This window comes from Aminivibrio pyruvatiphilus (assembly GCF_004366815.1).
In the GTDB taxonomy this organism is placed as follows: Bacteria; Synergistota; Synergistia; order Synergistales; family Aminobacteriaceae; genus Aminivibrio; species Aminivibrio pyruvatiphilus.
Genome location: NZ_SORI01000002.1, coordinates 159,068 through 184,957 on the forward strand (window position 1 = coordinate 159,068; position 25,890 = coordinate 184,957).

The window sequence follows — 25,890 nt, forward strand, 5'->3', positions numbered from 1 at the left end:
TTCTCTACGCTCCCGGGACGCCCGCTCCGGGTTCGACCGGTCCGGAGACTCCGGCGCTCTCGAAGGTGGCCATTTCTCTGAGCACCTTTGACGCTGCCTCGGCCAGGGACATGGCAAGGGCGGCTCCCGTCCCCTCACCGAGCCGCATGCCCAGGTCGAGCAGCGGTTCCGCCTCGAGGAAGCGAAGAAGGTGTTCGTGGCCAATTTCCACCGACTTGTGGGAACAGATCATGTAATCCCTGCAGGCAGGGCATACCAGGACGGCAATCACCGCTGCCGCCGTGGAGATGAAGCCGTCCACCGCCACGGGGATGCCCAGGGACGCCGCACCGATGACAGCGCCGGCGATGCCCCCGATCTCGAACCCGCCCACTTTTGACAGGATGCCGATGCCGTCCCGGGGATCCGGCGAATGGAGGGCCAGGGCTCCCTCGATGACGGCGATCTTTCTTTTGAGCCCCTCGTCGGTGAGACCTGCTCCCCGGCCTGTGGCCAGGGGAACGGGAACGCCGGTGACGGCGCAGGCGATGGCCGTGGACGGTGTGGTGTTTCCGATGCCCATCTCACCGGTGCCGAGGATGTCCATGCCCTTCGCCGCTTCCTCCTCCACTGCGGCGATGCCTTCTTCCAGGGAACGGACTGCCTGCTCCGCGGTCATGGCCGGACCGCGGAAGAGGTTCGCCGTTCCCCTGGCAATCTTCCGAACCTGGAGTCCTTCCCTGGGCTCGAAGTCGTGGGCCACCCCCATGTCCACCAGGACGACCCTGGCACCCACGTGACGGGCCAGGACGTTCACTCCCCCGCCGCCTCCCAGAAAGTTGAGCACCTGCTGGACGGTAACCTCCCGGGGGTAGAGGGCGACTCCCTCGTCCACCACCCCGTGATCCCCCGCCATAGTGAGGATGACCTTGTGCCGTATCACGGGACGGGCTGTGCGCTGTATTCCGGCGAGCTGGACCGAAAGGTCCTCGAGCTTCCCGAGGCTCCCCTTCGGCTTGGTGAGGGAGTCCTGCCGCCGTCTCGCCTCCTCCATGGAAGAGGTGCAGAGCGGGCGAACCCGGGCGATTGCCTGTTCTAGTGTCGTCATGATGCCTCCTGGTTTTCCCGATGTCGGGCTGGATGAACGGTCTCCGCGGACCGTCTATGACTGTGGCGCTATTTCAGTTTCAGGGACAGGCCGGCCACAACGAGCCAGGCTTCCCCGGCGGAGCGGGCCGCCTCCTGGTTGGCCAGCCCCAGGAGATCCCGGTACAGCCGGCCCAGAGGGGTGGGGGGAATCACCCCCAGGCCCGTTTCGCTGGAGACGGCCACCACGTCGGCAGCAGAGGCCGATGCGGCCCGGCAGAACGCCCGCACCCTCCTGAGAATCGCCTCCTCTTGCCCTCCCTGTTGTTCCGGCAGGAAAAAGAGAAGGTTCGAAACCCAGAGGCCGAGGCAGTCCACCAGGGCCACGGAACCGCTTTCCAGATTCAGAAGGGCCTCTTCCAGGGCCAGGGGCTCCTCCACGGTCCTCCACGCGGAAGGGCGCCGCTTTCTGTGCCGGTCGATCCGGTCCGCCATCTCCGGATCTTCGGGCCTGGATTCGCAGGTGGCGATGTAGACCACTTTTTTCCCCGCGCGCTCGGCCTCGCGGACCAGGTTCTCGGCGAATTCGCTCTTGCCGCTCCTGCTTCCGCCGAGGACAAGAGTCAGCCTGCCCATCAGGACGCCTCCTTCCGGTATGCAGCCAGGCATTCCACGAGCCGCCGGTTCTCCTCCCCGCTCTTCACGCCCACCCGGACGTATCCGGAAAGGCCGAAGGAGGAGCAGTCCCTCGCGAGAATGCGCCGTTCCCACAGAAAGTCCCGGAGCCGCCCGGTATTCCCGGCCCGGAAGAGAAGAAAATTGCCCGAGGACGGAAGAGGGGGGAAACCGGCCTCTGCAAGGTCCCGGGCCAGATCTGCGGCAAGCTTCCGGAGACCGGCCCACTGGGCCTCATAGTACCCCCGGGCGCGCAGGGCCGCAAGACCGGCGGCCTGGGCGCATGCGTTCACGCTCCAGGGAGGCTGAATGGATGCGAGATACCCCACAAGCCGGGGATCTCCCAGGATATAGCCCAGGCGAAGCCCCGTCAGGCCGTAGTCCTTGGTCATGGACCGGAGAAGAAGAAGGCCGGGCCCCATAAGCGGCAATGCCGACGATCCCGGGGGGGCGAAGTTCACGTAGGCCTCGTCGAGGACAAGCAGGGTGCCCGTCCCGTTGCAGGCGGAGAGCATGCGGAGAAGCTCCTCTTTCGAGGGGAGGATTCCCGTGGGATTGTTGGGGGAACACACCCAGGCAAGGGAGGGGCGTGCCGTCCTGACATGGTCTTCCAAATCAGCCAGGGGAAAGGCGAACTCTTCCTCCTCCCGCGCCGGAACTTCCAGGATGCCGGCCCCGGCCAGTTCGGAGGCTGAACGGTATTCCCCGAAGGTGGGGGAAGCGATAAGGGCTGTCTTTCCCCTGTCGGCAAAGGCGAAGGCACAGAGGAAGATGGCCTGGGCGAGGCCGTTGGTCACCAGGACGGATTCGGGCGCCACGCCGTGAAGTTCCGCAAGGGCGGCGCGGAGTTCCCCGGAGGCGGAATCGGGGTACCGGGTGAGAGCGGCGCCGGAGACGGCTTCGGCTATTTCCGGGCAGGGAGGGAAGGGATTGGTGGAGACGCTGAAGTCAAGGACCTCCCCAGGGGTAACACCCTCCTTCCGAAGCCGGGCATAGTCGAGGCCTCCGTGCCGGGCGGGCCGCCCGGTGAGAATCTCCGGCCTAACGAAACAGTCCATGAAGGCCACCGAGCACCGCCGCTGCGGCAATCACAAGCCCCGAGGCGATGCGGACCACCCGGAGGGCTCTCCGGAGGACATCCTCGTCCAGCGGTCCGGTTCCGCCGGGAAGGACATAGACGCCCCGCTTCTCCAGGGTCACCCCCAGCAGTCCGGCCATGACGGACATGGTCCACCCGGCGTTGGGGCTGGAGGTGAAGAGACGGTCCCGTTTCAGGGCCTCAATCCCGGAGAGGACATCCTCACCGGCGATGGCCCCTGCCGCCAGCAGGAGGAAGGCGGAGACCCGGGCGGGAATCCAGTTGAGCACGTCGTCGCACCTGGCGGCGAACTTTCCGCCCCATTCCATGTCGCCGCCCCGGTAGCCGATCATGGAGTCGCAGGTGTTGCAGAACCGGTAGAAAAATGCGCCCGGCAGCCCGAAAACGCCGAAGAAGAAGAGGGGGGACGCCAGGCTGTCGGTGAGGTTCTCCGCCAGGGATTCCACTGCCGCCCCCGTCACTTCCTCCCTGGAGAGGTCTTCGGTCTCCCTGCTCACCAGGTCCCGGGAGAGCTTTCTCCGGGCCCCGGGAAGGTCGTTCCGTTCAAGGGAGTCGAGGACCCCTTTCCCCGCCTCGAGAAGGCCCGAAAGGGAAAAGGTGGTCTTGAGCAGCGGCACCGCGAGGATGGCGAAGAGAAAATCGGGGAACATGCCGAGAATTCTGGCCGGCCACGAAAAGAGAAAGCCGCCGGAGAGCACCAGGGCACCGCCGAAATAGAGCAGGGCCCGCTCCCTCCCCGAGGGACGGTACTTCCAGAAGGCGGAGATGTATTTCCCCATGTAGACCACGGGATGGTATTTTGACGGGGGCTCGCCGATGAGGAGATCCCACACCGTCGCCCCCAGGAGGATGAAAACGAGCATCATGGGCTTTTCTTCCTTTCTTCCGTTCTCGGCCCGCCGGGGACGAGGGAGTGCACTTTTCCCTCCCACCCCGGGGAAAGCCGCCGGGCCGCCGTTTCCAGAATGTCACCCTCCCGGCCCGCTGCCCCGGAGGGAAGCAGGATGCCGTAGAGAGTGCCGCTGTGGGCCACGCAGACCCCGTGCCCTTCCAGCAGGGAGCAGAGGGCGAAGCATTCGTCGAGGCGGGGCTTATCCAGAAGCCGGGCTGCCGCCCGGGCACTCATGGACGCTCCCCTTCCCAGGGTCTCCGGGTCGCCCTGCTCCACCCCCCGGAGGACCAGGGAGAAGGCCTCCCGGTGAAGGGCCGCAAGGGACGAAAGGACAGGGCGGCTGTCCCTGCTGTTGAATTCCTCGGTGTCCACGGTTCCCCCCCAGTCGAGCACGAGCACCGTCAGAGGCGGAGGGGGCCCGAGAAATCTCATGATCCTCCCCTCCCGATGGTCGAGGAGAGCCAGCCCCGGCCAGGCGATGCTGTCGGTGGGCTCCACCGAAAGGGCGATGGAGGAAGCCTCTTCCGGCGGCAGGGAAATTCCCGCAAGGGTGGCCGCGCAGGCGAGGGCCGAAAGAATATCGGCGGTGCTGCTGGCGTACCCCTTGCCTTCGGGAAGGGCCTCCAGCCGTTCCACCACGAGGTTCCGTCCTGCAAGGGGCCGTCGCTCAAGGAAGTTTTCCAGGGCTCTCCGGGTCTTGCTCATCTCCCCGGGAAGGGAGAGTCCTTCTCCGGGGCGGGCGGTGACCCGGATCCTGGCGTACCTGTCTATGGGGCAGGACACGAGGCAGGGGACGCCGTCAAGGGTGCCCTGGAAAAGCTCCCCGCAGGTTCCCGGGCAGGCGGCGGCGACGGTGCTCATAGGCCGATGATCCGCTCCAGCGCCTTCATGTCGAGGGCGGCCTCCACCTCGTCGGCGAGGCGGTCGAAGGCCTGCTCCCGGACTTCCCTGAAGGGAAGGGCTTTCCCGGTTCCCTGCCGGCCCAGAGAGCGGAGCCACTCCTCCCGGAACTCCCCGCTGTCGAAGATGCCGTGGAGGTAGGTCCCCCAGATCCGTCCCCCCGCGCTCACGGCTCCGTCGGTCCTTCCGCCCCCAAGGGACAGGAGCGGTCTGGCTCCCCGGGGGAGAACCGTCCTTCCCATGTGGATCTCGTACCCTTCCACGGGAAGAGGCCGGGAACCCGGGAACCCCTCCCCGGGAACGGTGGCGCCCGTTACTCTGGTGGTCTCCTTGGAGGCTTCGAAAAGAGTTTCGCCGGGAAGAAAGCCGAGCCCCTCCTCGCCGCCCCTGGCCCCTTCCACGCCCAGGGGGTCGGAGATCCGGCGGCCCAGCATCTGGTAGCCCCCGCAGATGCCCGCGAGAGATGCCCCCGACAGGGCAAGGGCCGCCAGGAGTCCGTCGAAGCCCGACCGGCGGAGCCATGCGAGGTCCTCCAGGGTGGTCTTGCTTCCGGGGAGGATGACGGCATGGGGCTTTCCCAGGTCTTCGGGCCTGTCCACGAAGCGGAGGGAAACTCCTTCCTCGAGGGCGAGGGGGTCGAAGTCGTCGTAGTTGGAAATGCGGGGAAACTTGACCACGGCGATGTCCACTCCCCCGGGAGCGCCGGAGGAGCGGTTCTCCTCGAGGTAGACCGAATCCTCCTGGGCCACGGCGAGATTTTTCAGCCAGGGAATCACCCCCAGGACGGGCCGTCCGCCCGTCAGGCCGGAGAGCATTTCGAGCCCCGGCTCGAGGAGTTTCACGTCCCCCCGGAACTTGTTGATGAGGAAGCCCTTCACCAGGGCCCTTTCCTCGTCGTCGAGGAGGGCCAGGGTTCCAGTGAGGGAGGCGAAGACGCCGCCCCTGTCGATGTCGCCGGCGAGGAGCACCGGGCAGCCGAAGGTGCGGGCGACCCGCATATTCACGATCTCGCTCTTCTTGAGATTTATCTCCGCCGGACTGCCGGCCCCTTCCACGAGAAGGAGGTCGTTCTCTCCGGCGAGCTTTTCGAAGGAAGCGGCCACCGACGCCCACAGGGTCTCCCTGCAGGCGTAATAATCCCCGGCCGAGAGGGTCTTCCACGGCCGTCCCATCAGGATCACCTGGGAGCGGGAGTGCCCTTCCGGCTTCAGGAGGACGGGGTTCATCTCCACCTCGGGCTCCCGCCCGGCAGCGGAGGCCTGCACAGCCTGGGCACGTCCCATTTCCTCCCCCCCGGGCGTGACGAAGGAATTCAGAGCCATGTTCTGGGCCTTGAAGGGGGCCACCCGAAGACCCCTGCGGGCGAAAATGCGGCACAGGGCCGCCGTGAGGACGCTTTTCCCCACGGATGAGGATGTTCCCTGGATCATCAATGTCCGGGCGCGGATAGGCCATTCCCCCGATCGTGTCTATTCTGGACGGGTTCAATGCTACCCACGGAGCCCCTTTTTTGCAAGCGGAGAAAAGAGCCTGAATATCCCGACAGAAAAAGGACGCCCCGCTCCTCCGTCGGGAAGAGCGGGGCGCCGTTTCGTTTTTTCCCTGAACACTGCAAGCAGGGGGAAGGGCCCCCTCCGGTCGCTGCCCCGTATCAGTGCAGGCCGCTAATGCTCATACTTGAAGGAGACTTTCACCTTCGCCCGGTAGGCCTTGATCATGCCGTTCTCCATGTGCATATCCAGCGCGGTCACCTCTGCCACCCGGAGATCCCTCAGGGACTCGGAAGCCCTCTCCACCGCTGCCGCCGCGGCCTTCTCCCAGGACTCGGTGCTGGTTCCGACGAGCTCGATAATCTTGTAGACGCTTTCCATTCCGTCGCCTCCTTTTTCCGGCTCCCCGGGAAAAATGGTCCTTCCCGGCCTCTCTACCATCCCCGGAGGTTCGGGGATCCGCCTGCCTGCCGGGCGACGGCCCGGCAAATATGACAGAATTATTATACATTATAGCAGAGTGTGAAAACAGGTTTTCCCGAAGCCCCCCGTTGCCCCTATAATGAAGAAAAACCACGGGGGAGTCTGCCATGGAGTATCAGGGATATGTTCACGTGTACACGGGAAACGGGAAGGGGAAGACCACCGCGGCCCTGGGACTGCTCCTCAGGGCTTCCGGGGCGGGCATGACGGTTTTTCTCGGCCAGTTCCTCAAACGGGGAGAATACAGCGAGCACTCCGCCCTTGCCCTTCTTCCCGGAGTGACTGTTGAAGCCTTCGGCGGGGAACGCAGGGTGGGGGCACCGCTGACGGAACAGGATTCCGCCCACGCCCGCGGCGGACTGGAGTGCCTCCGGGACGCGGTCTCGTCCGGAAAATGGGACCTGGTCATTGCCGACGAGATCTTCGTGGCCGTTCATCTGGGCCTCCTCGCCGAAACTGACGTGCTGGAGCTTCTGGAGGTGCGCCGCCCCTCCACGGAACTTGTGCTCACGGGGCGGTACGCCTTTCCGGAGATTCTGCGGAGGGCCGACCTGGTCACCGAAATGAAGGAGATGCGGCACTACTTTTCCCGGGGCGTCCCCGCCCGGAAGGGGATAGAAAAGTGAGCTGCCCGAGGATCATTCTTGCCGGGACAAACAGCGGCTCAGGCAAGACCACCGTCACCATGGGGATCGCAGCCGCCCTCTCCGCACGGGGACTGGCGGTGCAGCCCTTCAAGGCCGGACCTGACTATATCGACCCCGGATTCCATTCAGCCGCGGCGGGGCGCCCCTGCAGGAACCTCGACACCATGCTCCTGCCCAGAGGGAGCATCCTGGAGCTCTTTTCCCGGAGCACCGCCGGGGCCGATATTGCCGTCATCGAGGGCGTGATGGGCCTTTTCGACGGGGCGGGCGCCCTGGACGAACGGGGAAGCACCGCCCACCTGGCGAAGATCCTCGCCGCTCCGGTGGTGCTCGTGGTGAACGGAAAAGCCATGGCGCGAAGCGCCGCCGCCCTGGTGGCGGGATTCGCCCGGTTCGACCGGAGAGTGGCTGTGAAGGCCGTGATCTTCAACAACCTGGGCAGCGAGGGGCATTACCGCATCCTCAGGGAAGCGGTGGAGACGGAAACGGGCATCCCCGTCCTCGGCTACCTTCCCAGGAGCGAATCCATCGCCCTCCCCGAGCGGCACCTCGGGCTCACACCGGCGGCGGAGCACGGCGCCATAGGCGAGCTGACGGAAAGGGTCCGCAGGCTGACCGGGGAGCATATCGACGTTGACCGCCTGGTCTCCCTTGCCGGTGCGGCGCCGGACCTCCCGGCCTTCAGGCCCTCCCTCTTCTCCTCACCCCCGGCGGCTGAGGCGCGGATCGCCGTGGCCCTGGACGAGGCCTTTCACTTTTACTACCATGACAACCTGGACATCCTGGAGCACCTCGGCGCAGAGCTCCTTCCCTTCAGCCCCCTGCGGGACAGGGATCTCCCGGCGGGGACGGAGGGCATCTATATCGGCGGAGGCTTTCCCGAGGAGTTCGCCGGCCCGCTGGCCGGAAACGCCCCCATCCGGGAAGCGATACGATCCGCCGCTGAAGGAGGGCTCCCCGTCCTGGCCGAGTGCGGCGGGCTGATGTACCTTGCGGAGCGGCTCGAGGACCGGCAGGGGGCGGTCCACCCCATGGCAGGGGTGTTCCCCGGCGTCACGAGGATGGGAAAACGGCTCCAGGCCCTGGGCTACTGCACCGGCAGGCTGGAGCGGTCCGTCCTTCCGGGAGCGAAGGGCGCGGCGCTGAAGGGGCATCTCTTCCACTGGTCCCTGTACGACAGCGAGGGCAGCGATCATCTTCTCTCCCTGCGCCTCGAGAAAAACGGGAAGGTCTTCCGGGACGGCCCGGCGGTGAAGAACGCTTTCGCCTCCTACCTCCACCTCCACTTTGGAACGAACCCGGCCCCGGCGAAGCGGTTCCTCAGGACCGCCGCCGGGAGAGCGGGAAGAAAATAACAAAAACCCCCGGATGGAAAAATCCGGGGGCTTCGCTGTCTTCGCTAATCGAGGAAATCCTTGAGCTTCTTGCTCCTGCTGGGGTGGCGGAGTTTCCTGAGGGCCTTGGCCTCGATCTGCCGGATGCGTTCCCTGGTGACGCCGAACCGCTTTCCCACTTCCTCGAGGGTGTAGGACCGGCCGTCCTCGAGGCCGAAGCGGAAGTGGAGCACCTCCCGCTCCCGCTCGGAGAGGGCGTCCAGCATCTCCTCGATCTGCTCGTGGAGCAGGTGCCCGGCGGCGGCCTCCTCGGGGCTGGGAAGATCCCTGTCCTCGATGAAGTCGCCGAGCTGACTGTCCTCCTCCTCGCCTATGGGAGTTTCGAGGGAGACGGGCAGCTGGGCGATGCGGCGGATCTCCTCCACCTTGGACGGCTCGATCTCCATTTCACCGGCAATCTCCTCGTCGGTGGGCTCCCGGCCCAGGCGCTGGACCAGCTGCCGGGAGATGCGGACCATCTTGTTGATGGTCTCCACCATGTGCACCGGAACACGGATCGTCCGGGCCTGGTCGGCGATGGCCCTGGTGATGGCCTGCCGGATCCACCAGGTGGCGTAGGTGCTGAACTTGAACCCCTTCCGGTAGTCGAACTTCTCCACCGCGCGGATGAGGCCCAGGTTTCCTTCCTGGATGAGGTCGAGGAAGAGCATCCCCCGGCCGATGTACTTCTTGGCGATGCTCACCACGAGACGGAGGTTGGCGTCCACGATCTTCTTCTTCGCCGTCTCGTCGCCGGCCTCCACGCGCTTGGCCAGAGCGACCTCCTCCGCCGCGTCGAGAAGGGGAACCTTCCCGATCTCCCGGAGGTACATGCGCACGGGGTCGGTAAGGGGTATGTCGTCGAGCTTCCCTATCTCCATGTCGATGGTCGGCTGGGCGAGCATGTCCTCGTCCACCGCGACGGCAACAGGTACCGCGACGGCCGCGGCCTCCTTCTCCTCGTTCACCATTTCGATTCCCATGTCCTGGAGCTCGGTCACCACGTTGTCGAGAATCTCTTCGCTCCAGTTTTCGACGGGGAGGTGCCGCTCGATATCCTTCTGGGTGAGGAAGCCCTTGCCCTGGCCTTCGGAGATGAGCTCCCGGACCTTGCCCAGGTACTCGGCCATGTCTTCCCGCGACAGCTCTTCCTTCTTGACGACCTTCTCGTCCAGGATATCTTCCTTCTCCGCCAGAATATCCTTCTCGTTCAGAATGTCATTCTCCATCGAGCAACCAATCCCCTTTTCACTACGGCAAGAACGGTCCTGACTTCCCTTCCGGGAATCGGGGCCGTTTCAAAGTTCTCCTCCGCCTATTTTTTGAACGGACAAATATTATACCATACTTCAGTCAGCGGCAAGATCAAGGGTGAGGAACGGCGGAAAGGAGACTTCCGGCGAGGGCCCCACCCATTTCCTGGTTTCCTCGAACTCCATCTCGTAGAGCAGGCGGCTGATCTCAAGGTCCACAGGGTTGTCGGTCTCGTAGGGAATGAAGAACCTCCGGTATCCGAACTTTTCGGCGAAGAAGGGCATGTTCGCCTGGGAGGAGACGCTCTTCTCCAGGACGACGCCGAGCCTGTCCAGGAAGTCGTCCTCGCTGAAGAAGGGGTTGCCGCTGACCAGGATGATGGCCTTGAAGCTCTCGAGGATGATGTCCCTGTCCCAGAGAGTACAGAAGGAGACTCCTCCCTCGATGTCCCCCTGGCTTTCGAGGAGGGATCCCACGGCCTCCTCCATGGGGGCCGAGTAGCCGAAGAGCATGGTGAAGCCGAAATCGATCCGGCGCTGCTTGCCGGGAATGAACATGCTGTCCCGGAGCAGGGTTCCGGCATAGCCGCTCTGAAGGCTCGTGAGGCAGAAGAACTCGCTGCTCAGGCGCATTGACAGTGCGGCGATCCTGGAAAGGCGGCCGCTGTGGTGCGAATTTACGGACACGGGCTCATAGTCCACCCCGAGAGGAAACCACGGGGCAATCTGCATGTCCACATTGGAATCCCAGTAGGGAAGGGATGTCATCCGGCTGAAACCTTCTTCTCCTTTTTCCTGCCGAGAAGTCCGCAGACATGGTCCACCAGCTCGGGAATCTCGGGCTTCGTGATCTGGGACTCGGCGCCGACGCTCGCCGCCTTGACCTTGATATCCTTGGCCATGATGGAGGAAAAGACGATGATGGGGATAGTCCGGAACTCCGCATGCTCCTTCACCCTCCGCGTGAGGGCCAGTCCGTCCAGCCGGGGCATCTCCACGTCGGTGATGAGAAGGTCGTAGGTCTCGCCCGGAGTGGAGAGCCTGTCCCATGCCTCCCTGCCGTCGACGGTGAGGACCACGTTATGGAAGCCTCCCTGGCCGAGCACGTCCGCAATCTGCTTCCGGATGAGGGGCGAGTCCTCGGCTACGAGAATCCTGTAGTCGTCGAGGTTTCCCAGGGGGGCTGTCATGGCCTTCGTCCTGACCGGGTCGATGGTGTACCGCTCCGACAGGGTGGGGTTCACCTTCTGGACGATGGCCTCGTAGTCGAGCAGCAGCACGTTCCGGCTGTCCCTCTTGATGACGTAGAGGACGTACTCGCCGAGGAAGGTGCCCGTGAGGGTGGAGTCCAGCTCCTCGGAGTTGATGCGGTAAATCCGCTCCACAGCGTCCACCACGAAACCGAGCTTGACCTCGTTGAACTCGGCGATGATCACCTTGCTGTGCTCGAGGTCGATTTTTCCGGGAATGCCGAGGTGCACCCTCAGGTCAAGCAGGGGAAGGACCTCTCCCCTCACCGAGGTAATGCCGATCATGGACGGGTGGGACTCGGGGATGGTTCGGCAGCCGGGCCACCGGAGGATTTCACGGGTTTTGTCCACGTTGATGGCGAAGGTCTGGTCCCCCAGGAAAAAGACCACCACCTGCCATTCGTTGGTTCCCACTTCAGTTATAACTTTTTTGACTTCCTGCATTGGATCTCCCTCCTCCGGTCTTCCGTATGGTTCACCTGAAGCTACTATAGCCGAAGGACTGACCTCCCACAAGCCCCGGGCCATCCCTTTCTGATATACTTCTGAAAAGAAAAGGGGAAGGGAGATGCGACATGGCCGACAACACCGAAGCACTGCGCTCCGGCCCCATGGGGGCCCTGCTCTTCCGCCTGTCCCTCCCGGCGGCCCTCGGCATGGCCGTCCAGGCATCCTACAGCCTTGTGGACGCCTTCTTCGTGGGGCAGGGAGTGGGCCCGGCCGGAATCACCGCCGTCTCCATGACCTTCCCCCTCCAGATGATCATCATGGCGGTGGCCCAGGCAGGGGGTGTCGGCGGCGCCTCGGTCATCTCCAGGAGCCTCGGGGCGGGCAGGCGGAAACGGGCGGAAAAGACGGCGGGGACCGTCTTCTTCGCCACCTGGGCCGCGGGCCTGCTTCTCTCCGTTCTGTGGATTCTCCTGGCTCCCTTCCTCCTCAGGCTCATAGGAACCAGCGGGGACATCCTTCCCCTGGCGGAGGAGTACGCCGCTGTGCTCTTCCTCGGAGCCCCCTTCTTCGCTTTTTCCATCACCGCCAACAACTTCGTCCGGGCGGAGGGGAACGCCTCCTTCGCCATGATGACCATGATCATTTCCGCAGGGATCAATACCCTCCTCGACCCCCTGTTCATTCTGGGGTTCGGGTGGGGGGTGCGGGGAGCCGCCTGGGCCACGGTCATCTCCCAGGGAGCGACCGCCCTCTGGCTGGGGTGGTATTACCTGGCAGGACGGAGCCTGGTGGCCTTCCGCTGGAAACACTTCCGTTTCCGGGCCTCCATCCTCGCCGAATGCATTTCCGTGGGAGCGGCCGCCTTCGCACGGCAGGGAGCGGCCAGCCTCTCCCTGCTGGCGGTGAACCTGGCCCTGGTCTCCACGGGGGGCGACGACGCCGTGGCGGCCTACGGCATCGTGAACCGGGTGCTTCTCTTTGCCGTCATGCCCGTCTTCGGCATTGTCCAGGGGCTTCTTCCCGTGGTGGGGTTCAACTACGGGGCAAAACAGCACTGCCGGGTGGTGTCGGCCCTCCGCATTTCCATAGGGGCTTCCACGGTCCTCTGCGCCGCGGGGGCCGTGCTGTTCCTCACCGTTCCGGAAGAGATCACGGGGCTGTTCACATCTTCCCCCGCGGTCACGGCCCTCGGCACCGACGCAGCCCGGATGCTCGCCCTCGGAATGCCCCTCACGGGCTTCCAGATCATGGCGTCGGGTCTTTTCCAGGCCATCGGCAAGGCCCGCCCCTCCTTCGCCCTCTCCCTGCTCCGCCAGGTCATTTTTCTCATCCCCCTGGTGACGGTCCTCGCACCCGTCTTCGGCACGGCGGGGGTGTGGGCTTCCTTTCCCGCGGCGGACCTCTCCGCCGGCCTGGTGACATGGCTTCTGTACCGGAAAGAAATGCGCCGCCTCCGGCAAAGCTGCGGAAGCGGCGCTGAAGATTCCCCTGCGGAGACTGGAGAACGCTAGAACATCAGGACCGCCGTGAGAAGGTGGGCGTGGGAGAGAGGGTATTTTGAAACGTGCCCCGAGAAGGCTCCCCCGATACGCCGGGCATGGTCCGGGAAGTCCTTCCTTCCGGCCGGACCGGCGAGACGGATGAAGTTCGCCATGGCCACGGCGTTTCCGGAGGGTATGGCCCCGTCGTAGGCTTCCTTCCTGCGGAGGAAGAGATTTGCGTCCTGCCCCCCGTGGGGAAAGAATCCTCCCCTCTTCCCGTCGGCAAATTCCTCCAGGAGGATGTCCATGAGTTTCGCCGCGGAAAGGACGTATTCCTTCTTTCCGGTGACAGCGCCGAGCTCCGTCAGGCCCCAGGCGAGAAAGGCGTAATCGTCAAGAAATCCGGGAATGGCGGCGTCCCTGTCCCGGTACCTGTGGAGCAGCCTGCCGGTCTTCTCCCGAAGCTTGAGTTCGATGAACCGGGCCGCCTTTTCCGCCGCCGTCACCCAGTCCTTCCGCCCGAACACGCTCCCCGCCAGGGAGAGTCCGGCGATCATGAGACCGTTCCAGTCGGTGAGGATCTTGTCGTCCAGCAGGGGCGCGGGGCGTTTCCTGCGTTCGGCGAGCAGCTTTTCCCTGCAGGAGGCAAGCAGCCCGCCGAGCTCCTCCGGCTCCAGGGAGAACCGCGCCGCCGCCTCGGCGGGAGGAACGGCCATGTAGAGCACGTTGTCCCCCAGGATGCGTCCCGTAACCTCGTTTTTGAAGTTGCCCCCCCGGAGAACGCCGTAGGAGTGCAGGAAAACTCCTGCCTCCTCCCGGGAGAGAGTGTTCCGGATCTGCTCCTCCGTCCAGAGGTAGTATTTCCCCTCCTCTCCCTCGCTGTCGGCGTCGAAGGCGGAATAGAATCCCCCCTCCGGGGAGGTCATTTCCCGGAGCACAAACCCGGCAAGGTCTTCGGCGAACGCTTCGAAAAGAGGGTCCGGCTTCTCCCTGTGGAATTCCGACACGGTATGGAGAAGCAGCGCCTGGTCGTAGAGCATTTTCTCGAAGTGGGGCAGAACCCACCGGCGGTCCGTGGCGTACCGGGCAATGCCTCCCCCCAGGTGATCGTGTATGCCCCCTGCCCAGATGCGGGACAGGGTATTCTTTGCCATGGAAAAGGCCGACCCTTCTCCGAAGCGCTTCCAGTAGTGAAACAGGAAGAGAAGCCACGACGGCATGGGGAATTTCGGCTCCTTCGAGAAACCGCCCCACTGGGGGTCGTATCCCCGGGACAGCTCGTCGAAGGCGGCCTTCGCCTGGGCCTGTCCCGGGAGGGGGCCCGCCGCGGGAAGGGCCTCTTTCAGCAGGGTCTCCCGGATGCTTCCGGCGGACTGCATCACCTGCTCTCTCCGGGTCTTCCAGAGCCACTTCACCCTGGGGACCATGTCCACCATGCCGGGCCTGCCCGCCGTCCCCCTCTTGGGCAGGTAGGTGGCGGCGAAGAAGGGCAGCCCTTCCGGGGTGAGAAAGACGTTCAGGGGCCATCCCCCGCTGCCGTTCATCATCTGGCAGACCGCCATGAAGTTCCCGTCGATGTCGGGACGCTCTTCCCGGTCCACCTTCACCGGAACGCAGGCGTCGTTCAGGAGGTTCGCCACCTCGCCGTCGCTGAAGGATTCCCGCTCCATCACGTGGCACCAGTGGCAGGTGGCGTAGCCTATGGAGACGAAGAGGGGCTTGTCCTCCTCCCTGGCCTTCCGGAAGGCATCGTCGCCCCAGGGGTGCCAGTTCACCGGATTGTCGGCGTGCTGCAGCAGGTAGGGGGATTTCTCCCCGGCGAGCAGGTTTCTGCGCCCTGTCATGACGCTGCCCCGTTCCACAGGGGGAGCAGTTCCTCGATGGCGTCCATCACTTTCCACGCTCCCGCCCCGACAAGGCCCTCCGGGGGAAAATTCCCGCTTGTGAGCCCAACGGACCGGATCCCTGCCGCAGCCGCAGCCGTCATGTCGTCCGCCGTATCTCCCACGAAGAGGGTGTCATCCTTCCCGAACCCCAGTTCGGCCATACCCTTCAGGATCATGTCCGGGGCAGGCTTGGCGTTCTCCACATCACCCATGCCCACTACGGATCGGAAATATCCGGAGAGCCCGGTGGCCTTCAGCGGATTGACCGGCGACTGCCGGTTGGAGGCTATTCCGAGGGCCACTCCCTTCTCCGTGAGAGCCTCGAGAACCGATACTGTTCCGGGGAAGGGGAAAATACCCGCAAACTCCTGCTCAAGAAAAAGGGCCCTGAACTCGGTGAGCCACTCCTCGTCAAAACGGTTCCATATCTTCATCCAGGATTCACGGATGGGAAGCCCGATAACGGACAGCACCTGCTCCCGGGTCACCGGAGGAAGCCCCTGCCGCTCCGCCACCATGTTCATGGTGTCCCTGATGGCGTAGCTGCTGTCCACGAGGGTCATGTCGAAGTCAAAAATCACGCATCGAAACACTCCATACCACCTCTTTCTCACTTCTCTTTAATGGTACCCTGCGGCCGGAAAAAAGAAAAGGACCGCCCCGGAGGACGGCCCCCTGAAACTTCTGAAATCACTGCCCCTCCAGCACCTTCAGGTTTTCCGCCAGCACCCTCTCCGGGAGAAGGTCCTCCAGGGCCTTCCGGTAGTGCTTCATTTCCACGCCGGGGATGAGCCCCTCCTTTGCCGCCCTCGACAGCAGGGCCACGTTCTGCATCCTCACGTCGGGAAGGTCCCTCTTTTCCGCTAAATGCCGGACGTTCAGCCGGCGGCAGGCCTCCTCCACGTCTCCGACGGTGACGGCGTCGGCCTTCCCGAGACGGACGTCCAGGGGCTGCCAAAGGGTGTCGAAATAGAGCAGAACCCCTCCGGAGGCTGCATAGGCCTCCACTGCACGCAGGGCCTCGGTGCGCTCCAGGGCGAGGACCAGGGACGCGGAGCCCTTTCTCACCAGCGGGGTGGACACCTCCCCGCCGATCCTGATGAAGGATTCCACCATACCGCCCCGCTGGGCAAGGCCGTGGGTGTCCACGCCGCAGACGGAAAGGCCCGCATGATCGGCGGCGCGAATGACCGCCTCGCTCAGGAGCCCGATCCCCTGGCCTCCCACGCCGGACATGTAGATATCGAACCGCTTCATGCCTTCTCCCCTCCCCTGTTCTCCTTCCTGAGACCTATGGCTTTCACCGGACAGGTCTGGATGCAGGATCCGTCGCCGATGCACAGTTCCCGGCTCACGGTCACCGTTCCGTCCTCATCCCGCTGGAACGACGGGCACCCGAAGGACTCCACGCACACGTGGAGCCGGTCGCACGTCTCCTGGTTCACTTCCACCGACTTCCGCACGTAGTCCGGACTCCGCTGCTGCTCCCGGGTGTATTTCAGCATGCAGGGGTGCCGGGCGATCACCACGGAAAACCCTTCCTCGGCCATGGCTTCCTTCACCATCTCGATAAGCTTGCCCTGGCTGTAGGCGTCCACCTCCCGGATGCTCTTCACCCCGAGCCCCTCGAGGACCCCCCGGACGGGAATGGTCTCCGACGGGCCGTTGGCGTTCCGCCCCGCGCCGGGGTGGTCCTGGTGGCCCGTCATTGCGGTGGTGCCGTTTTCCATGACGATGAGGGTCAGGTTGTGGTTGTTGAACACGGCATTCACCACTCCCGGAAGGCCCGCGTGGAAGAAGGTGGAGTCACCGATGAAGCTGACCACCTTCCGCGACCTGTTGAACAGGGAGAGCCCCGCCCCCGTCCCGGTGGAGTGCCCCATGGAGAGGAGCACCTCCCCCATTTCGTAGGGGGGCAGGAAGCCGAGGGTATGGCATCCGATGTCCGCCACGGTGATGTCCTCTTTGGCCAGGGCCTGCCGGATGGCATGGAACGCCGACCGGTGGCCGCACCCCGGGCACATCTGGGGCGGCCTGGGGGCCAGGGACGGCTGCCTCTTGGCCCCCCTGAGGGGAACCATGTCGGGCCATGTCTTGGCCAGCACTTCAGCCACCTTGTCGGGGGTGTACTCCCCGATCCGGTCGTCGTCGTCAGTCTTTCCTGTGATGGAAACCCTTATGCCCCTGTCGAAGGCCAGTGCCTTGATGTCCTTTTCCAGCACGTCGTCCAGTTCCTCGAGGACTTTCACCTGTCCGTGGGTGCGGAGAAACTCTTCCACGGCCTTTTCCGGCAGGGGGTACACGGCTCCCAGCTTCAGGATGTCAGGGGTCCGGTCCGAATCCTCCAGCACATCCAGGAGGGACCGGAACGGCAGCCCCGCGGTGATGACGCCTCTCGAGGAATCCGTCCCCTTCCTGACCTCGCAGAAGGCGGGGGAATCCATCTCGCATCCCGCAAGGGAAAGCCGGGCCAGGGACCTGCGCTTCATCTCCAGCGCAGAGGCCGTCAGGGGCACCATGGGGCCGCCCGAGGTGTCGAAACGGGATTCAGTACTGACGCTACCGCCCTTCCACGCCCCGAAGGCCACCTTTTCTTTTCCGTGGCATACGTGGGTGGTCATCCGGAGGATCACGGGCATCTTCTGCCGCCGGGACAGGGCCATGGCCTCGAGGTAGTACCGGTAGGCCTCCGACGGCGAGGACGGCTCCAGTACCGGGATGTAGGCCATCCGCGCGAAGTGCCGGTTGTCCTGCTCGTTCTGGGACGAGTTTGCCCCGGGGTCGTCGCCCAGGACGGCCACGAGCCCTCCCTCCAGTTCCAGGAGGGATAGCTGGACGAAGGAGTCGGCGGCCACGTTGAGCCCCACGCTCTTGAAGAAGACACAGGAGGGGTGCCCGTTGAGGGAGGCGCCGCAGGCCACCTCCGTAGCGACCTTTTCGTTGGTGGAGAACTGGAAATAGAATGGGCGCTTCTCCCCGGGAACGGAGAGAAGCGCCGATGCGATTTCAGGGGTGGGGGAACCGGGATACGACGTGACAACCTCCGTCCCCGACTCGATCATGGCCCGGGCCAGGGCCGTGTTTCCCAGGACGATCTCGGAAAAGGGATCCTGCCGCAGCAGCATTTCGCCGAGATTTTTCATTTTCCTGCCTCCTTTGTTATGGCTTCAGGGCGGTTCTGGAGATGAAAATGTCCCTACCCCGGAAAGTGAAGTGCTCCACCAGGATGGTGTTGTCCTTGAAGGCAATCCTGCTGTTGACGAGAATGGTCACCCTGCCGCTTTCATCGGTCACCGGCACAAAGTTCTCGGGGTTGAAGAAGGGCTTGCCGCTCTCAACGAGAGCGGAAAGGTCCTCCCCTCAGGTGTTTTTGTAGACGCCCCACTCGAGGTACAGCTCCGGCCCGATGGTCTGCAGTTTTTCAGCCACTCCCGGAGCCAGCTTCAGGACAGGACCTTCGGCGGCCGTTGCGGGCAGCGCCGAAAAAACGAGCAGTACAGCCAGAACAGACAGAAACAGTGCTATTCTCCCTTTTCTCATGGTCATACCTCCTCAAGGTATCATGGTTATGCCTGCATTGTACCATGACGGGAAGAACCCGCATTCAGTCCTTCGGCGGATAGGAAACCAGCCGGCCCTGCCTTCCGACAGGCCCCAAAAAGCCGCATCCCTTGGGATGCGGCTTCTCCGTCATTAATCCCGCTATTCGTAATGACTCCAGGCGCTGACCACCTTGACCGCCCGGTCTTCCTCAAGTATCTGATAGACCACCCGATGCTGCCGGTTAATCCTCTTCGAGTAGGCCCCCTTAAACTCTCCCACCAGTTTCTCCCTGGGAGGCGCGTATGGATTCTCCCGGAGGGCACGCTCGATGGACCGGATCTTTTCGCCCCAGCCCCGTTCGATGACCCTCTCTCTGTCCTTCAGGGCCTCCTTCGTGTAGAACACCCGCCACAGCCCGTCATGCATCTTCGTCTATTTCGACACACTCGGACAGGGGAGCGGCCATGCCTGAGAGAATTTTATCCCGCATTCCGGGTACCGCCGCAAGAGCAAGGGTCTCCTGGATGTCCCGGTAGTCGTCCTCCGACAGGACCACCACGTTGCCCCGCTTTCCGGTGATGTAGACCGGTTCTTCCGTCTCCGTGACGTGGTCTATCAGCCTGTACAGATTTGCCCGCGCCTTGCTCGCCGTGATGATCACGACATCACCTCCCTGACGCATTTATCATAGTACGTCATCTCGTACGAGTCAAGTGCGTACTCTCTCCATTCCTCTCCTTGGGCGCAGGGATAATCCGTTCTCCCGGATTTCTGATGATCCCCCGTTGGTGCGGCTCCGCCGGCGATTGGGCAGTCCCTCCTCCGAAGCCGTACACCGGTCGAAATGTGCTACACTTCTTCCGTATAGTGAGGAGGCGATCGCCCTGCTGATGCACACCTACCGCAATCCTGCGGACATTTCCGGTCTTCTGGCCGACCGGACCGGTGATCCCGGACGGGTGTTCCTGGTACCGTCAAACCGCGACAGACCCCTTCTCCTGGACATGCTTTCCGCCGAAGGGGATTCCGATCCGGAGGGACAATTCGGGAGCAGGGTCCGGGAACGGAACGTCTGGATCTGGGATGACCTCTACCGGGCCCTTCTGGAGGCGGGTGCGGAAGAGAAGCCCCGGGCTCAGATCGACCCGCCGGACCACTGGCTGCTTCTGAGGAGCATCATTAGCTCATTGCGGGAGCGGTTCGCCGAATCTCTGCCGCCGGGAGTCTTTTCGGAAGGGTTCCTCGACCTTGCCGGAGGGGCGGTCCGGGAGCTTCTGCGGGAGGACGTGCCCCCGGAGACCCTGGCCGGTTCGCTGGGGTGCGCGGGGTGTCCTCAGGACGGGGGGTGCATCCGGCTGGACGACGAGTCGGGAATCCTCTGCAGGATCTACCGGGACTACACGGCCCTCCTGGAAGAGCGGAACCTCGCGGACAGCGCCCACATCCCCTCCCTCGGGCGGGACCTTCTTGCGGAGTCCGAAACGGCCCGGGAGCGGGCGAAAGCCTTCCGGATCACCGCCGTGGGGTTCCTGAGCTTCGCCTCGGGACAGCTCCGTTTTCTGCGGCAGCTCCTTGAGGCCGGGGCGGAGATGGAGTTCTTCGTCCCCGGGTGCGGCCCGGGCGATTTTTACACGGCGACGGACCAGTTCCCCGAGGCGTCGGTGACGCCGGTTGAGGGAAGCGGCCCGGCCCTTTCCTTCTCCATGGCGGGAGGAGACCTCCGCCTTGCCTCGGACACCCTCGCCAGGGAGCTTCTTCTCTGGTCCGCGGGCGAGGGGAAGATCGCGGAATCCACGGGACTTCCCTTTCCGGGGTGGTCCGCCATCGGCGTCTGCGGCGACGGGGAGGATACGGCCTCCGCCGCGGAGAGTTTCACCCGGTACGGGCTGCCCTTCTCCCTGAAGGACGGGGTGCTTGTATCGGAGACGATCCTCTGGAAAAGCGCCCTCCGGGCACTGGACCTGGCCTCCGAGGGGTGGCCTGCGGGGGAGACGGCGGATTTCCTTTCCGGCCTTCTCTTCTCGCCCTTCGGCTTTCCCCGGGAGGACTTCGCCGCATCCCTTCCCTGCGGCAGGAAGGGATGGCTGGGCTTCCTCGGGGAAGCGGCGAAAAAAACGCTGTCCCGGAACGCTCCGCTGCACGCCTTCCGGAGGGCTCTGGCCTTCACAGACGCCGTAACCGCAGGAGGCCGTCCCGAGGAGCTGCTTTCGGCCCTGGGAAAACTGGCTCCCGACAGGGAGGAGATGAAGGGGCTCATCGCGGGAGCCCGGGAGTTTCCCTCCCTGGACGGAATGCTTCGGACGGTGAATGTGGCCGTGCTGGAGGCCGGGGAAAAGGAGCGGGCGCTCCGCGACCTGGCCCGGGACCTCGGGGATTCTGGCAGGGCGGTCCTTCGGGGCGGGGAGGCCGCGGCCTTCCTGGCCCGGTGGGCGGAGACCGCCTCCACGAGGACTTCGCCGCCGGTCTCCCCCGCCATGGCGGTTTACCAGGGAACGCCGCCGGTGCTGACTTCGGCGGCGGTGTGGGTCTTCCTCGGCGCCACGGCCTCCCGCTGGCCGGGCCAGGTGCGGGAATCCCCGCTGCTGAACGACGACCGGAAGGGCATCCTCCACGACAGCCTCGGCCTGGGGCGGAGCCATCTCCCCCTGGTGCCGGAGAAGCGGAAGCAGCGGGAAGCCCTCTTCCGGAGACTTGCCGCCTGCGCACGGGAACTGTGTCTTTTCGTCCGCCCCCTGGCCGACGGCGGAGGGCGGCCTCTGCCGCCGTCCCCCTTCGTGACTGAGGCGGAGGCCGGACCGTCCCCCTGGCTTATCCCGGCGGAAACTTCCTATGAACGGTCCCTGGGGGATCTTCTCCCCCCCGCAGCCGGAGAAACGGCGTGTGTCAGAGGCGTGGAGATTCCTGCCGAATGCAGCCCCCGAAAGGGCCTTTCCCGGGGGGATCCCCGTTTCCTATCCCTCCCCCTGCCCGAGAAGGTCTTCCACCTGAGCGGCCTGGACGACTACGCCGCCTGCCCCTTCCTGTACTACTGCCGGAGGATGGGCCTCGAGCCTGCAGGTGAGGAGCTGTTCCGCCGCGACCTGGCGGGGAACGGGTTCCACCGGCTCTGGGAGCTGGCGTGGAAGGAGCGCCTTTCCTCCGGAGGAAGCCTGGAGGAGCTGGCGGACCGCTTCTTCGACGCCGCCTACGGGGAATGTTACCCCGGGCTGCTCTCGGACCAGCGGCTCTTCCGCCACAGGACTGACCAGCGGGAGAAGAACCGACGCCTCGGGGCGCTTCAGGACGCCTTGGAGACGAGCGGCCTCGGGGAGGCCCGGAGAGAACAGCGGCGGGAATTCCCTCTGCCTGAGCTGGAGATCGGGGGGACGGTCTTCCGGGGACGGTGCGACCGGATGGATATCCTCGGCGACGGCTCCGCCCTCCTCTTTGACTACAAGAGCGGCAGGGCAACGAAATACACAAAAAGCCTCCAGCTCGCCGCCTACAGCATCGCCCTCCGGGAGGGCCCGGAACGGCGGAGTGCCTCCGCGGCGGTCTTCCTCGGCCTGAGCGACGGCTCGGCGGCAGGCGCCGGACATGACGGCGCGCCCCTCTGGCTGGACACCGGAAAAACGTCTCTCGCGGACCTGGAGTCCCAGGCAGCGGATGCCATGAACCGGGCGGCTAAGTCACTCGCTTCGGGGGACTTTCCGCCGGAGTACGATTCGGACCGATGCAGATACTGCTCTTTCTCCTCCCTCTGCAGGCGCAGGGATTTCCGGGCGGAGGAAGAGGATAACGGGGAAGGGGAGGAATAGGCCATGGCGGACGGCAACCTGATGACCGGACGGCTCAGGGACAGCATCGGGTTGGAAAGGAGCCTTCTCCCTGCCCAGGAGGAGGCGGTGTTCTCCGATACCCCCCTCACCCTGGTAGGGGCCGGGGCCGGTACGGGAAAGACTCATACCCTCTCGTGGCGCTTTCTCCGTGCCCTTCTCCGGGACGGGATGCGGCCCCGGGACATCCTGACCCTGACCTTCACCGAGAAGGCCGCCCGGGAAATGGCGGACCGCATTGCGGACCGTTTCAAGAGGATGAGGGACACCCTCGATCCTGACGGGAGACTGCTGGCGGGGGCGGCGGAAGAGCTGTCCGAGGCTCCCGTCTCCACAATCCACTCCTTCGCGCTGAATATCCTGAGAGAGGAGGCCCTCTTCCTTCCTTCGGGCCTCTCAGCCCGCCCCATCTCCCCTCCCGAGGAGAGGCAGTTCACCGGCCGGGCTGCGGCTGCCCTGGACGCCCTCGACCTCCAGTGGTTCCGGAATGCCCTCCCAGGGGAACGGTCACCCGAGGAATTCCTCGGAGAAAGCATGGAGGACCTCCCCCATGTGCTGAACACCTATTCCCCGGACACGACGGCGGGGTTCGCCTTCTCCCTGGCGAATATCCTGGAAAGCCGGGGGCTGGACCCCGAGGAGCTGCTCGCGGCGGCGGCTGACCGGGACTACTTCGCCCCCGTCACCGGACGGCTGAAGGCCGTGTGCCTTCCCCAGGCGAGGGAAGCGGCGGAAATCTGGCTGGGCACGGTTCTCCCGGGGCTGCCCGCAGAACTGCCCGGAGGAGGAGCCTACAAAGAGAAGCTCGCCGCGTTCCGGAACCGATGGAGGGGCACGTCTCCCGAAGCCCTTGACGCGGAGGGGGCTCTTTCCTTCGCGGCGGAGCTGTACGGGTGCCTTCTGAAGAGCCTCACAGGGGCGACGGGAAGCGCGGCGAAGGAAGCGGCGGACCTGGCGGGCTGCCGGTCCCTGAAAGAGCACAGGGAGCGTTTCGCCTTCCTGTGGAAGGGGCTGGCTTTCCTCGGCACGGGGGAGGAACGCCTTCATTTCCGCCTCCGGAACATCCTGCTCAGGCTGACGGCCCTGCTGTGGTGCTGCTGCCGGGAGTTCCGCCGCAGGCGGGGACTCCTCTCCTTCGACGACATGATCCGCCTCGCCGCCGAAGCGGCGGCGCCGGGGGAAGAAGGGCGGCAGGTGCGCACCTACCGGGAGATCCTGGTGGACGAATTCCAGGACACCAACCCCCTCCAGGACGCCCTCATCCGGTCCGTGGCGGGCAGGGAAGGCAGGATGTTCCTGGTGGGGGACCTGAAACAGTCCATCTACCGCTTCCGCCACGCCGACCCCACCCTCTTCGGCAGCCTGATTCTGCGCCAGGGGGAAGGAGACAGGTACATCCCCCTCCAGGCGAGCTTCCGCACCCGGTCCTCCCTGCTGGAAAGGATCAACGGGATCTTCGGCCATGTCTGGCGGAACGGCCTTTCCTCCTCCCTGCCCCAGGAATACGAGCCTCTGGTCTTTCCCGGCGGTCCGGATCAGGCAAAGCTGCGGGAGGACACCGCCCTTCCCCCCCTGGACACGGTCATCCGGTACGCCCGGCCCCTGGAGAACGGCGAAGGAAGGAAGAAGACGGAATCCACGGGCGAGGTGCGGGTGAGGGTGGCCCGGGGCCTCGCCGAGAAGCTGGCGGCTTTTCGCGGGATGGACGTGTGGGACAAGAAAGAAGGGCGCATGCGGCCCGCCCGGTGGAAGGACATGGCTGTCCTCGTCCCGGCCCGGACGTCCTTTCCCGCCCTCGAGATGGTGTTCCGGTCCGAGGCGGGCATCCCGGCGGCCTTCGAGAAGGGAAAGGAATACTTCAACCGCGGGGAGATCGAAGACCTTGCCGCCGCCATCCGGACCATCGCCTTTCCGGAGGACCGGGGGGCCCTGCCGGCCTTTCTCTGCACCCCCTTCTCCGGGCTCTCCCTGGAGGAGGCCTACGCCCTCCTCCCCTGCGGGGAAGACTTCCCGGCGCGGCATCCCGGGGCGGCGGCCCGGCTGGATGCTCTCCGGGCGGAGGCGAGATACAGCGGGCTGTTTGCAGCCCTCTGCTCCCTTCTCCGGGACCAGTCGTACCTTCGCACCTATCCGGCGTGGAACCGCCGGAACGTCCTGGCCAACCTCCGGCAGGCCCTGGACATGGTGCGGGAGTACGAGGCCGTCTTCGGACCGGACCCGGCCGGGTGTGCCGGCTATTTCGCCTCCCTCCGGTCCGGGCAGGGGACCGTGACGGAGACGTCCCCCCTGGGGGACGAGGAGGACGTGGTGCGGGTGATGACCGTCCACAGCGCCAAGGGACTGGAGTTTCCCATCGTGGCCGTGGCGGACCTGAACAAGGCTCCCGGGGGAAGGGGGGGAAAGGGTGAATCCCTGGTCGCGTCCCCCCTGCTGGGGGCGGGTGCGTCTTCTTACCCTAGAGAATGGGCGGACGGCGGAGAGGAAATCGAATCCGCCACGGGAAAGCTGGCATCCTTCCTCGAGAAGACGGAAGTGGAGGAAGAATGGCAGCGCCTCTTCTACGTGGCCTGTACCCGGGCCATGGACTGCCTGATCCTCTGCTCGCCCTGCGGGCTGGACAAGGACGGCTCCCCCTCCCCGAAAGAGGGGTCGTGGCTCTCCCTGGCCGGCGAAGAGTTCCTCCCCGTTCCCGCCGCCGCCGAAGACGATCCCCGGAATAGCCGTGGAAAGACGGAGGCCACATCCGGCGAGATTCAGCCCGTTCGGTGGATCCTCTCGCCCCCCCTTGCGGACCTGCGGTACGAACGGCTCAGCGCCACCTCCTACGCCCTGTTCTCGTGGTGCCCCGCGGCATGGCGAATGAAATTCCGCCAGGGCCTCGAACTCGCCTGGGAGCTTCCTTCCTCGGAGGAGTTCGGCGGGGCCGACCTCGGCTCCCTCGCCCACTGGGTCCTCGCCCGGTGGGACTTCACGGCTCCCGGCCTGGAACGGTATCTCGGCAAAGCCCTCCCTCCCCGCCTCCCGCCCCGCCTTCGCGCCGCCTGGAACGACAGCGCCGAACGGGCGGCCCTCCGGGGATGGCTCACCGTCACGGCCGAAGGGGCGGCGGGGAGAAAACTTGCCGCCCTCGCCGCCGACGGCAGCCTGGATCGGGAGATCCCCTTCCGGGTGCCCCTCAGGGACGGGCCGCTGCTCACCGGGGCCATGGACGCCCTCTGGCGGGAAGAGGGCCGAGTGTTCATCCGGGACTACAAGATCACGGCGGGTGACGAAAGCCTCCCTGCCGGGGATGAGCCGTCGTGGAAGTTCCTCTACGATGCGCAGCTTCTCTTCTACGGCTGCGCCGCCCGGTCCGTCTTCGGGGAGGCGGAGACAGACATCCGCCTCATCCGCCTGCGGACGGGGGAAGAAGGCGCGCCCGTGATGCCGGAAGGCTCATGGCAGGCGGTGGAAGAGGATATACGGTCCACGGCCCTCCGGGCCGCCCAGGGCCCCTTCCCTCCCCGGACCGACCGGTGCCGGAGGTGCTTTTACCGCATGGACTGCCCTTTCAGGGGAGCGGCATCCTGAGCGACAGCGATCGCACTC

General features: G+C 65.0%; 23 protein-coding genes. 5 read left to right on the forward strand and 18 right to left on the reverse strand.

What is annotated here, in order from left to right:
- Window positions 1-4 precede the first annotated feature (4 nt).
- From cobT to C8D99_RS02595, 7 genes are all read right to left on the reverse strand, one after another.
- A complete protein-coding gene (cobT, locus tag C8D99_RS02565; protein ID WP_133956073.1) occupies window positions 5-1,087 on the reverse strand; it encodes a nicotinate-nucleotide--dimethylbenzimidazole phosphoribosyltransferase in 1,083 nt (360 codons plus the stop codon).
- Between the two features lie 68 nt (window positions 1,088-1,155).
- Complete coding sequence (gene cobU / locus C8D99_RS02570; protein WP_133956075.1) at window positions 1,156-1,701, reverse strand: bifunctional adenosylcobinamide kinase/adenosylcobinamide-phosphate guanylyltransferase; 546 nt, start codon at window positions 1,699-1,701, stop codon at window positions 1,156-1,158.
- Complete coding sequence (locus tag C8D99_RS02575) at window positions 1,701-2,798, reverse strand: pyridoxal phosphate-dependent aminotransferase (RefSeq protein WP_133956077.1); 1,098 nt, start codon at window positions 2,796-2,798, stop codon at window positions 1,701-1,703. Before C8D99_RS02575 ends, cobU begins: the two co-directional genes overlap by 1 nt.
- Window positions 2,782-3,705 (reverse strand): adenosylcobinamide-phosphate synthase CbiB, encoded by a 924-nt coding sequence (gene cbiB / locus C8D99_RS02580; protein WP_133956079.1) that lies wholly within the window; start codon window positions 3,703-3,705, stop codon window positions 2,782-2,784. Before cbiB ends, C8D99_RS02575 begins: the two co-directional genes overlap by 17 nt.
- A complete protein-coding gene (locus tag C8D99_RS02585; RefSeq protein WP_133956081.1) occupies window positions 3,702-4,592 on the reverse strand; it encodes a GHMP family kinase ATP-binding protein in 891 nt (296 codons plus the stop codon). The genes cbiB and C8D99_RS02585 overlap by 4 nt, the downstream gene beginning before the upstream one ends.
- Window positions 4,589-6,061, reverse strand: coding sequence for a cobyric acid synthase (locus C8D99_RS02590; RefSeq protein ID WP_133956083.1), 1,473 nt, complete (start codon window positions 6,059-6,061; stop codon window positions 4,589-4,591). The genes C8D99_RS02585 and C8D99_RS02590 overlap by 4 nt, the downstream gene beginning before the upstream one ends.
- Window positions 6,062-6,295: 234 nt before the next feature.
- Window positions 6,296-6,502, reverse strand: coding sequence for a dodecin family protein (locus C8D99_RS02595; RefSeq protein ID WP_133956085.1), 207 nt, complete (start codon window positions 6,500-6,502; stop codon window positions 6,296-6,298).
- A 209-nt stretch (window positions 6,503-6,711) separates the two neighbouring features.
- Here C8D99_RS02595 and C8D99_RS02600 point away from each other — a divergent pair, with 209 nt between their 5' ends.
- Together C8D99_RS02600 and C8D99_RS02605 are read left to right on the forward strand one after the other, a co-directional pair.
- On the forward strand, window positions 6,712-7,230 hold the full coding sequence (locus C8D99_RS02600) for a cob(I)yrinic acid a,c-diamide adenosyltransferase (protein WP_133956087.1): 519 nt from the start codon (window positions 6,712-6,714) through the stop codon (window positions 7,228-7,230).
- Window positions 7,227-8,606, forward strand: a complete 1,380-nt coding sequence (locus tag C8D99_RS02605) for a cobyrinic acid a,c-diamide synthase CobB (protein WP_133956089.1) — start codon at window positions 7,227-7,229, stop codon at window positions 8,604-8,606. The genes C8D99_RS02600 and C8D99_RS02605 overlap by 4 nt, the downstream gene beginning before the upstream one ends.
- A gap of 44 nt (window positions 8,607-8,650) precedes the next feature.
- Here C8D99_RS02605 and rpoD read toward each other — a convergent pair whose 3' ends face one another.
- The 3 genes from rpoD to C8D99_RS02620 all read right to left on the reverse strand — a co-directional run bounded on the left by rpoD (window position 8,651) and on the right by C8D99_RS02620 (window position 11,571).
- Window positions 8,651-9,853, reverse strand: a complete 1,203-nt coding sequence (rpoD, locus tag C8D99_RS02610) for an RNA polymerase sigma factor RpoD (protein ID WP_133956091.1) — start codon at window positions 9,851-9,853, stop codon at window positions 8,651-8,653.
- Window positions 9,854-9,973: 120 nt separating this feature from the next.
- Entirely contained in the window at window positions 9,974-10,645 is a 672-nt protein-coding gene (locus tag C8D99_RS02615) for a hypothetical protein (RefSeq protein WP_133956093.1), read from the reverse strand.
- A complete protein-coding gene (locus C8D99_RS02620) occupies window positions 10,642-11,571 on the reverse strand; it encodes a chemotaxis protein CheV (protein WP_133956095.1) in 930 nt (309 codons plus the stop codon). Before C8D99_RS02620 ends, C8D99_RS02615 begins: the two co-directional genes overlap by 4 nt.
- A 131-nt stretch (window positions 11,572-11,702) precedes the next feature.
- Here C8D99_RS02620 and C8D99_RS02625 point away from each other — a divergent pair, with 131 nt between their 5' ends.
- Window positions 11,703-13,088, forward strand: a complete 1,386-nt coding sequence (locus C8D99_RS02625; RefSeq protein WP_133956097.1) for an MATE family efflux transporter — start codon at window positions 11,703-11,705, stop codon at window positions 13,086-13,088.
- Here the strand turns inward: C8D99_RS02625 and C8D99_RS02630 are convergent.
- From C8D99_RS02630 to C8D99_RS02660, 8 genes are all read right to left on the reverse strand, one after another.
- Window positions 13,085-14,902, reverse strand: coding sequence for a thioredoxin domain-containing protein (locus tag C8D99_RS02630; RefSeq protein WP_133956099.1), 1,818 nt, complete (start codon window positions 14,900-14,902; stop codon window positions 13,085-13,087). The two genes, C8D99_RS02625 and C8D99_RS02630, sit on opposite strands and share 4 nt — an antisense overlap.
- Window positions 14,899-15,525 carry an HAD family hydrolase gene (locus tag C8D99_RS02635; protein ID WP_243833814.1) on the reverse strand — a complete coding sequence of 209 codons (627 nt, stop codon included), beginning with the start codon at window positions 15,523-15,525 and terminating at the stop codon, window positions 14,899-14,901. The genes C8D99_RS02630 and C8D99_RS02635 overlap by 4 nt, the downstream gene beginning before the upstream one ends.
- A gap of 109 nt (window positions 15,526-15,634) precedes the next feature.
- Window positions 15,635-16,201: a 2-oxoacid:acceptor oxidoreductase family protein gene (locus C8D99_RS02640; protein ID WP_133956104.1), complete on the reverse strand. Its 567-nt coding sequence runs from the start codon at window positions 16,199-16,201 to the stop codon at window positions 15,635-15,637.
- Window positions 16,198-18,087 (reverse strand): thiamine pyrophosphate-dependent enzyme, encoded by a 1,890-nt coding sequence (locus tag C8D99_RS02645; RefSeq protein ID WP_133956106.1) that lies wholly within the window; start codon window positions 18,085-18,087, stop codon window positions 16,198-16,200. Before C8D99_RS02645 ends, C8D99_RS02640 begins: the two co-directional genes overlap by 4 nt.
- 16 nt (window positions 18,088-18,103) lie before the next feature.
- Window positions 18,104-18,238 (reverse strand): hypothetical protein, encoded by a 135-nt coding sequence (locus C8D99_RS15640; protein ID WP_274542659.1) that lies wholly within the window; start codon window positions 18,236-18,238, stop codon window positions 18,104-18,106.
- A gap of 66 nt (window positions 18,239-18,304) precedes the next feature.
- Window positions 18,305-18,484, reverse strand: coding sequence for a hypothetical protein (locus tag C8D99_RS02650; protein WP_133956108.1), 180 nt, complete (start codon window positions 18,482-18,484; stop codon window positions 18,305-18,307).
- A 162-nt stretch (window positions 18,485-18,646) separates the two neighbouring features.
- A complete protein-coding gene (locus C8D99_RS02655) occupies window positions 18,647-18,892 on the reverse strand; it encodes a Txe/YoeB family addiction module toxin (RefSeq protein ID WP_208321046.1) in 246 nt (81 codons plus the stop codon).
- A 13-nt stretch (window positions 18,893-18,905) separates the two neighbouring features.
- Complete coding sequence (locus C8D99_RS02660) at window positions 18,906-19,148, reverse strand: type II toxin-antitoxin system Phd/YefM family antitoxin (protein ID WP_208321047.1); 243 nt, start codon at window positions 19,146-19,148, stop codon at window positions 18,906-18,908.
- A gap of 229 nt (window positions 19,149-19,377) precedes the next feature.
- On the opposite strand from C8D99_RS02660, the gene C8D99_RS02665 reads away from it, so the two are divergent.
- Both C8D99_RS02665 and C8D99_RS02670 read left to right on the forward strand, forming a co-directional pair.
- Window positions 19,378-22,284, forward strand: coding sequence for a PD-(D/E)XK nuclease family protein (locus C8D99_RS02665; RefSeq protein WP_133956114.1), 2,907 nt, complete (start codon window positions 19,378-19,380; stop codon window positions 22,282-22,284).
- A gap of 3 nt (window positions 22,285-22,287) precedes the next feature.
- Window positions 22,288-25,872, forward strand: coding sequence for a UvrD-helicase domain-containing protein (locus tag C8D99_RS02670; RefSeq protein ID WP_133956116.1), 3,585 nt, complete (start codon window positions 22,288-22,290; stop codon window positions 25,870-25,872).
- The last annotated feature ends 18 nt before the right edge of the window (window positions 25,873-25,890 follow it).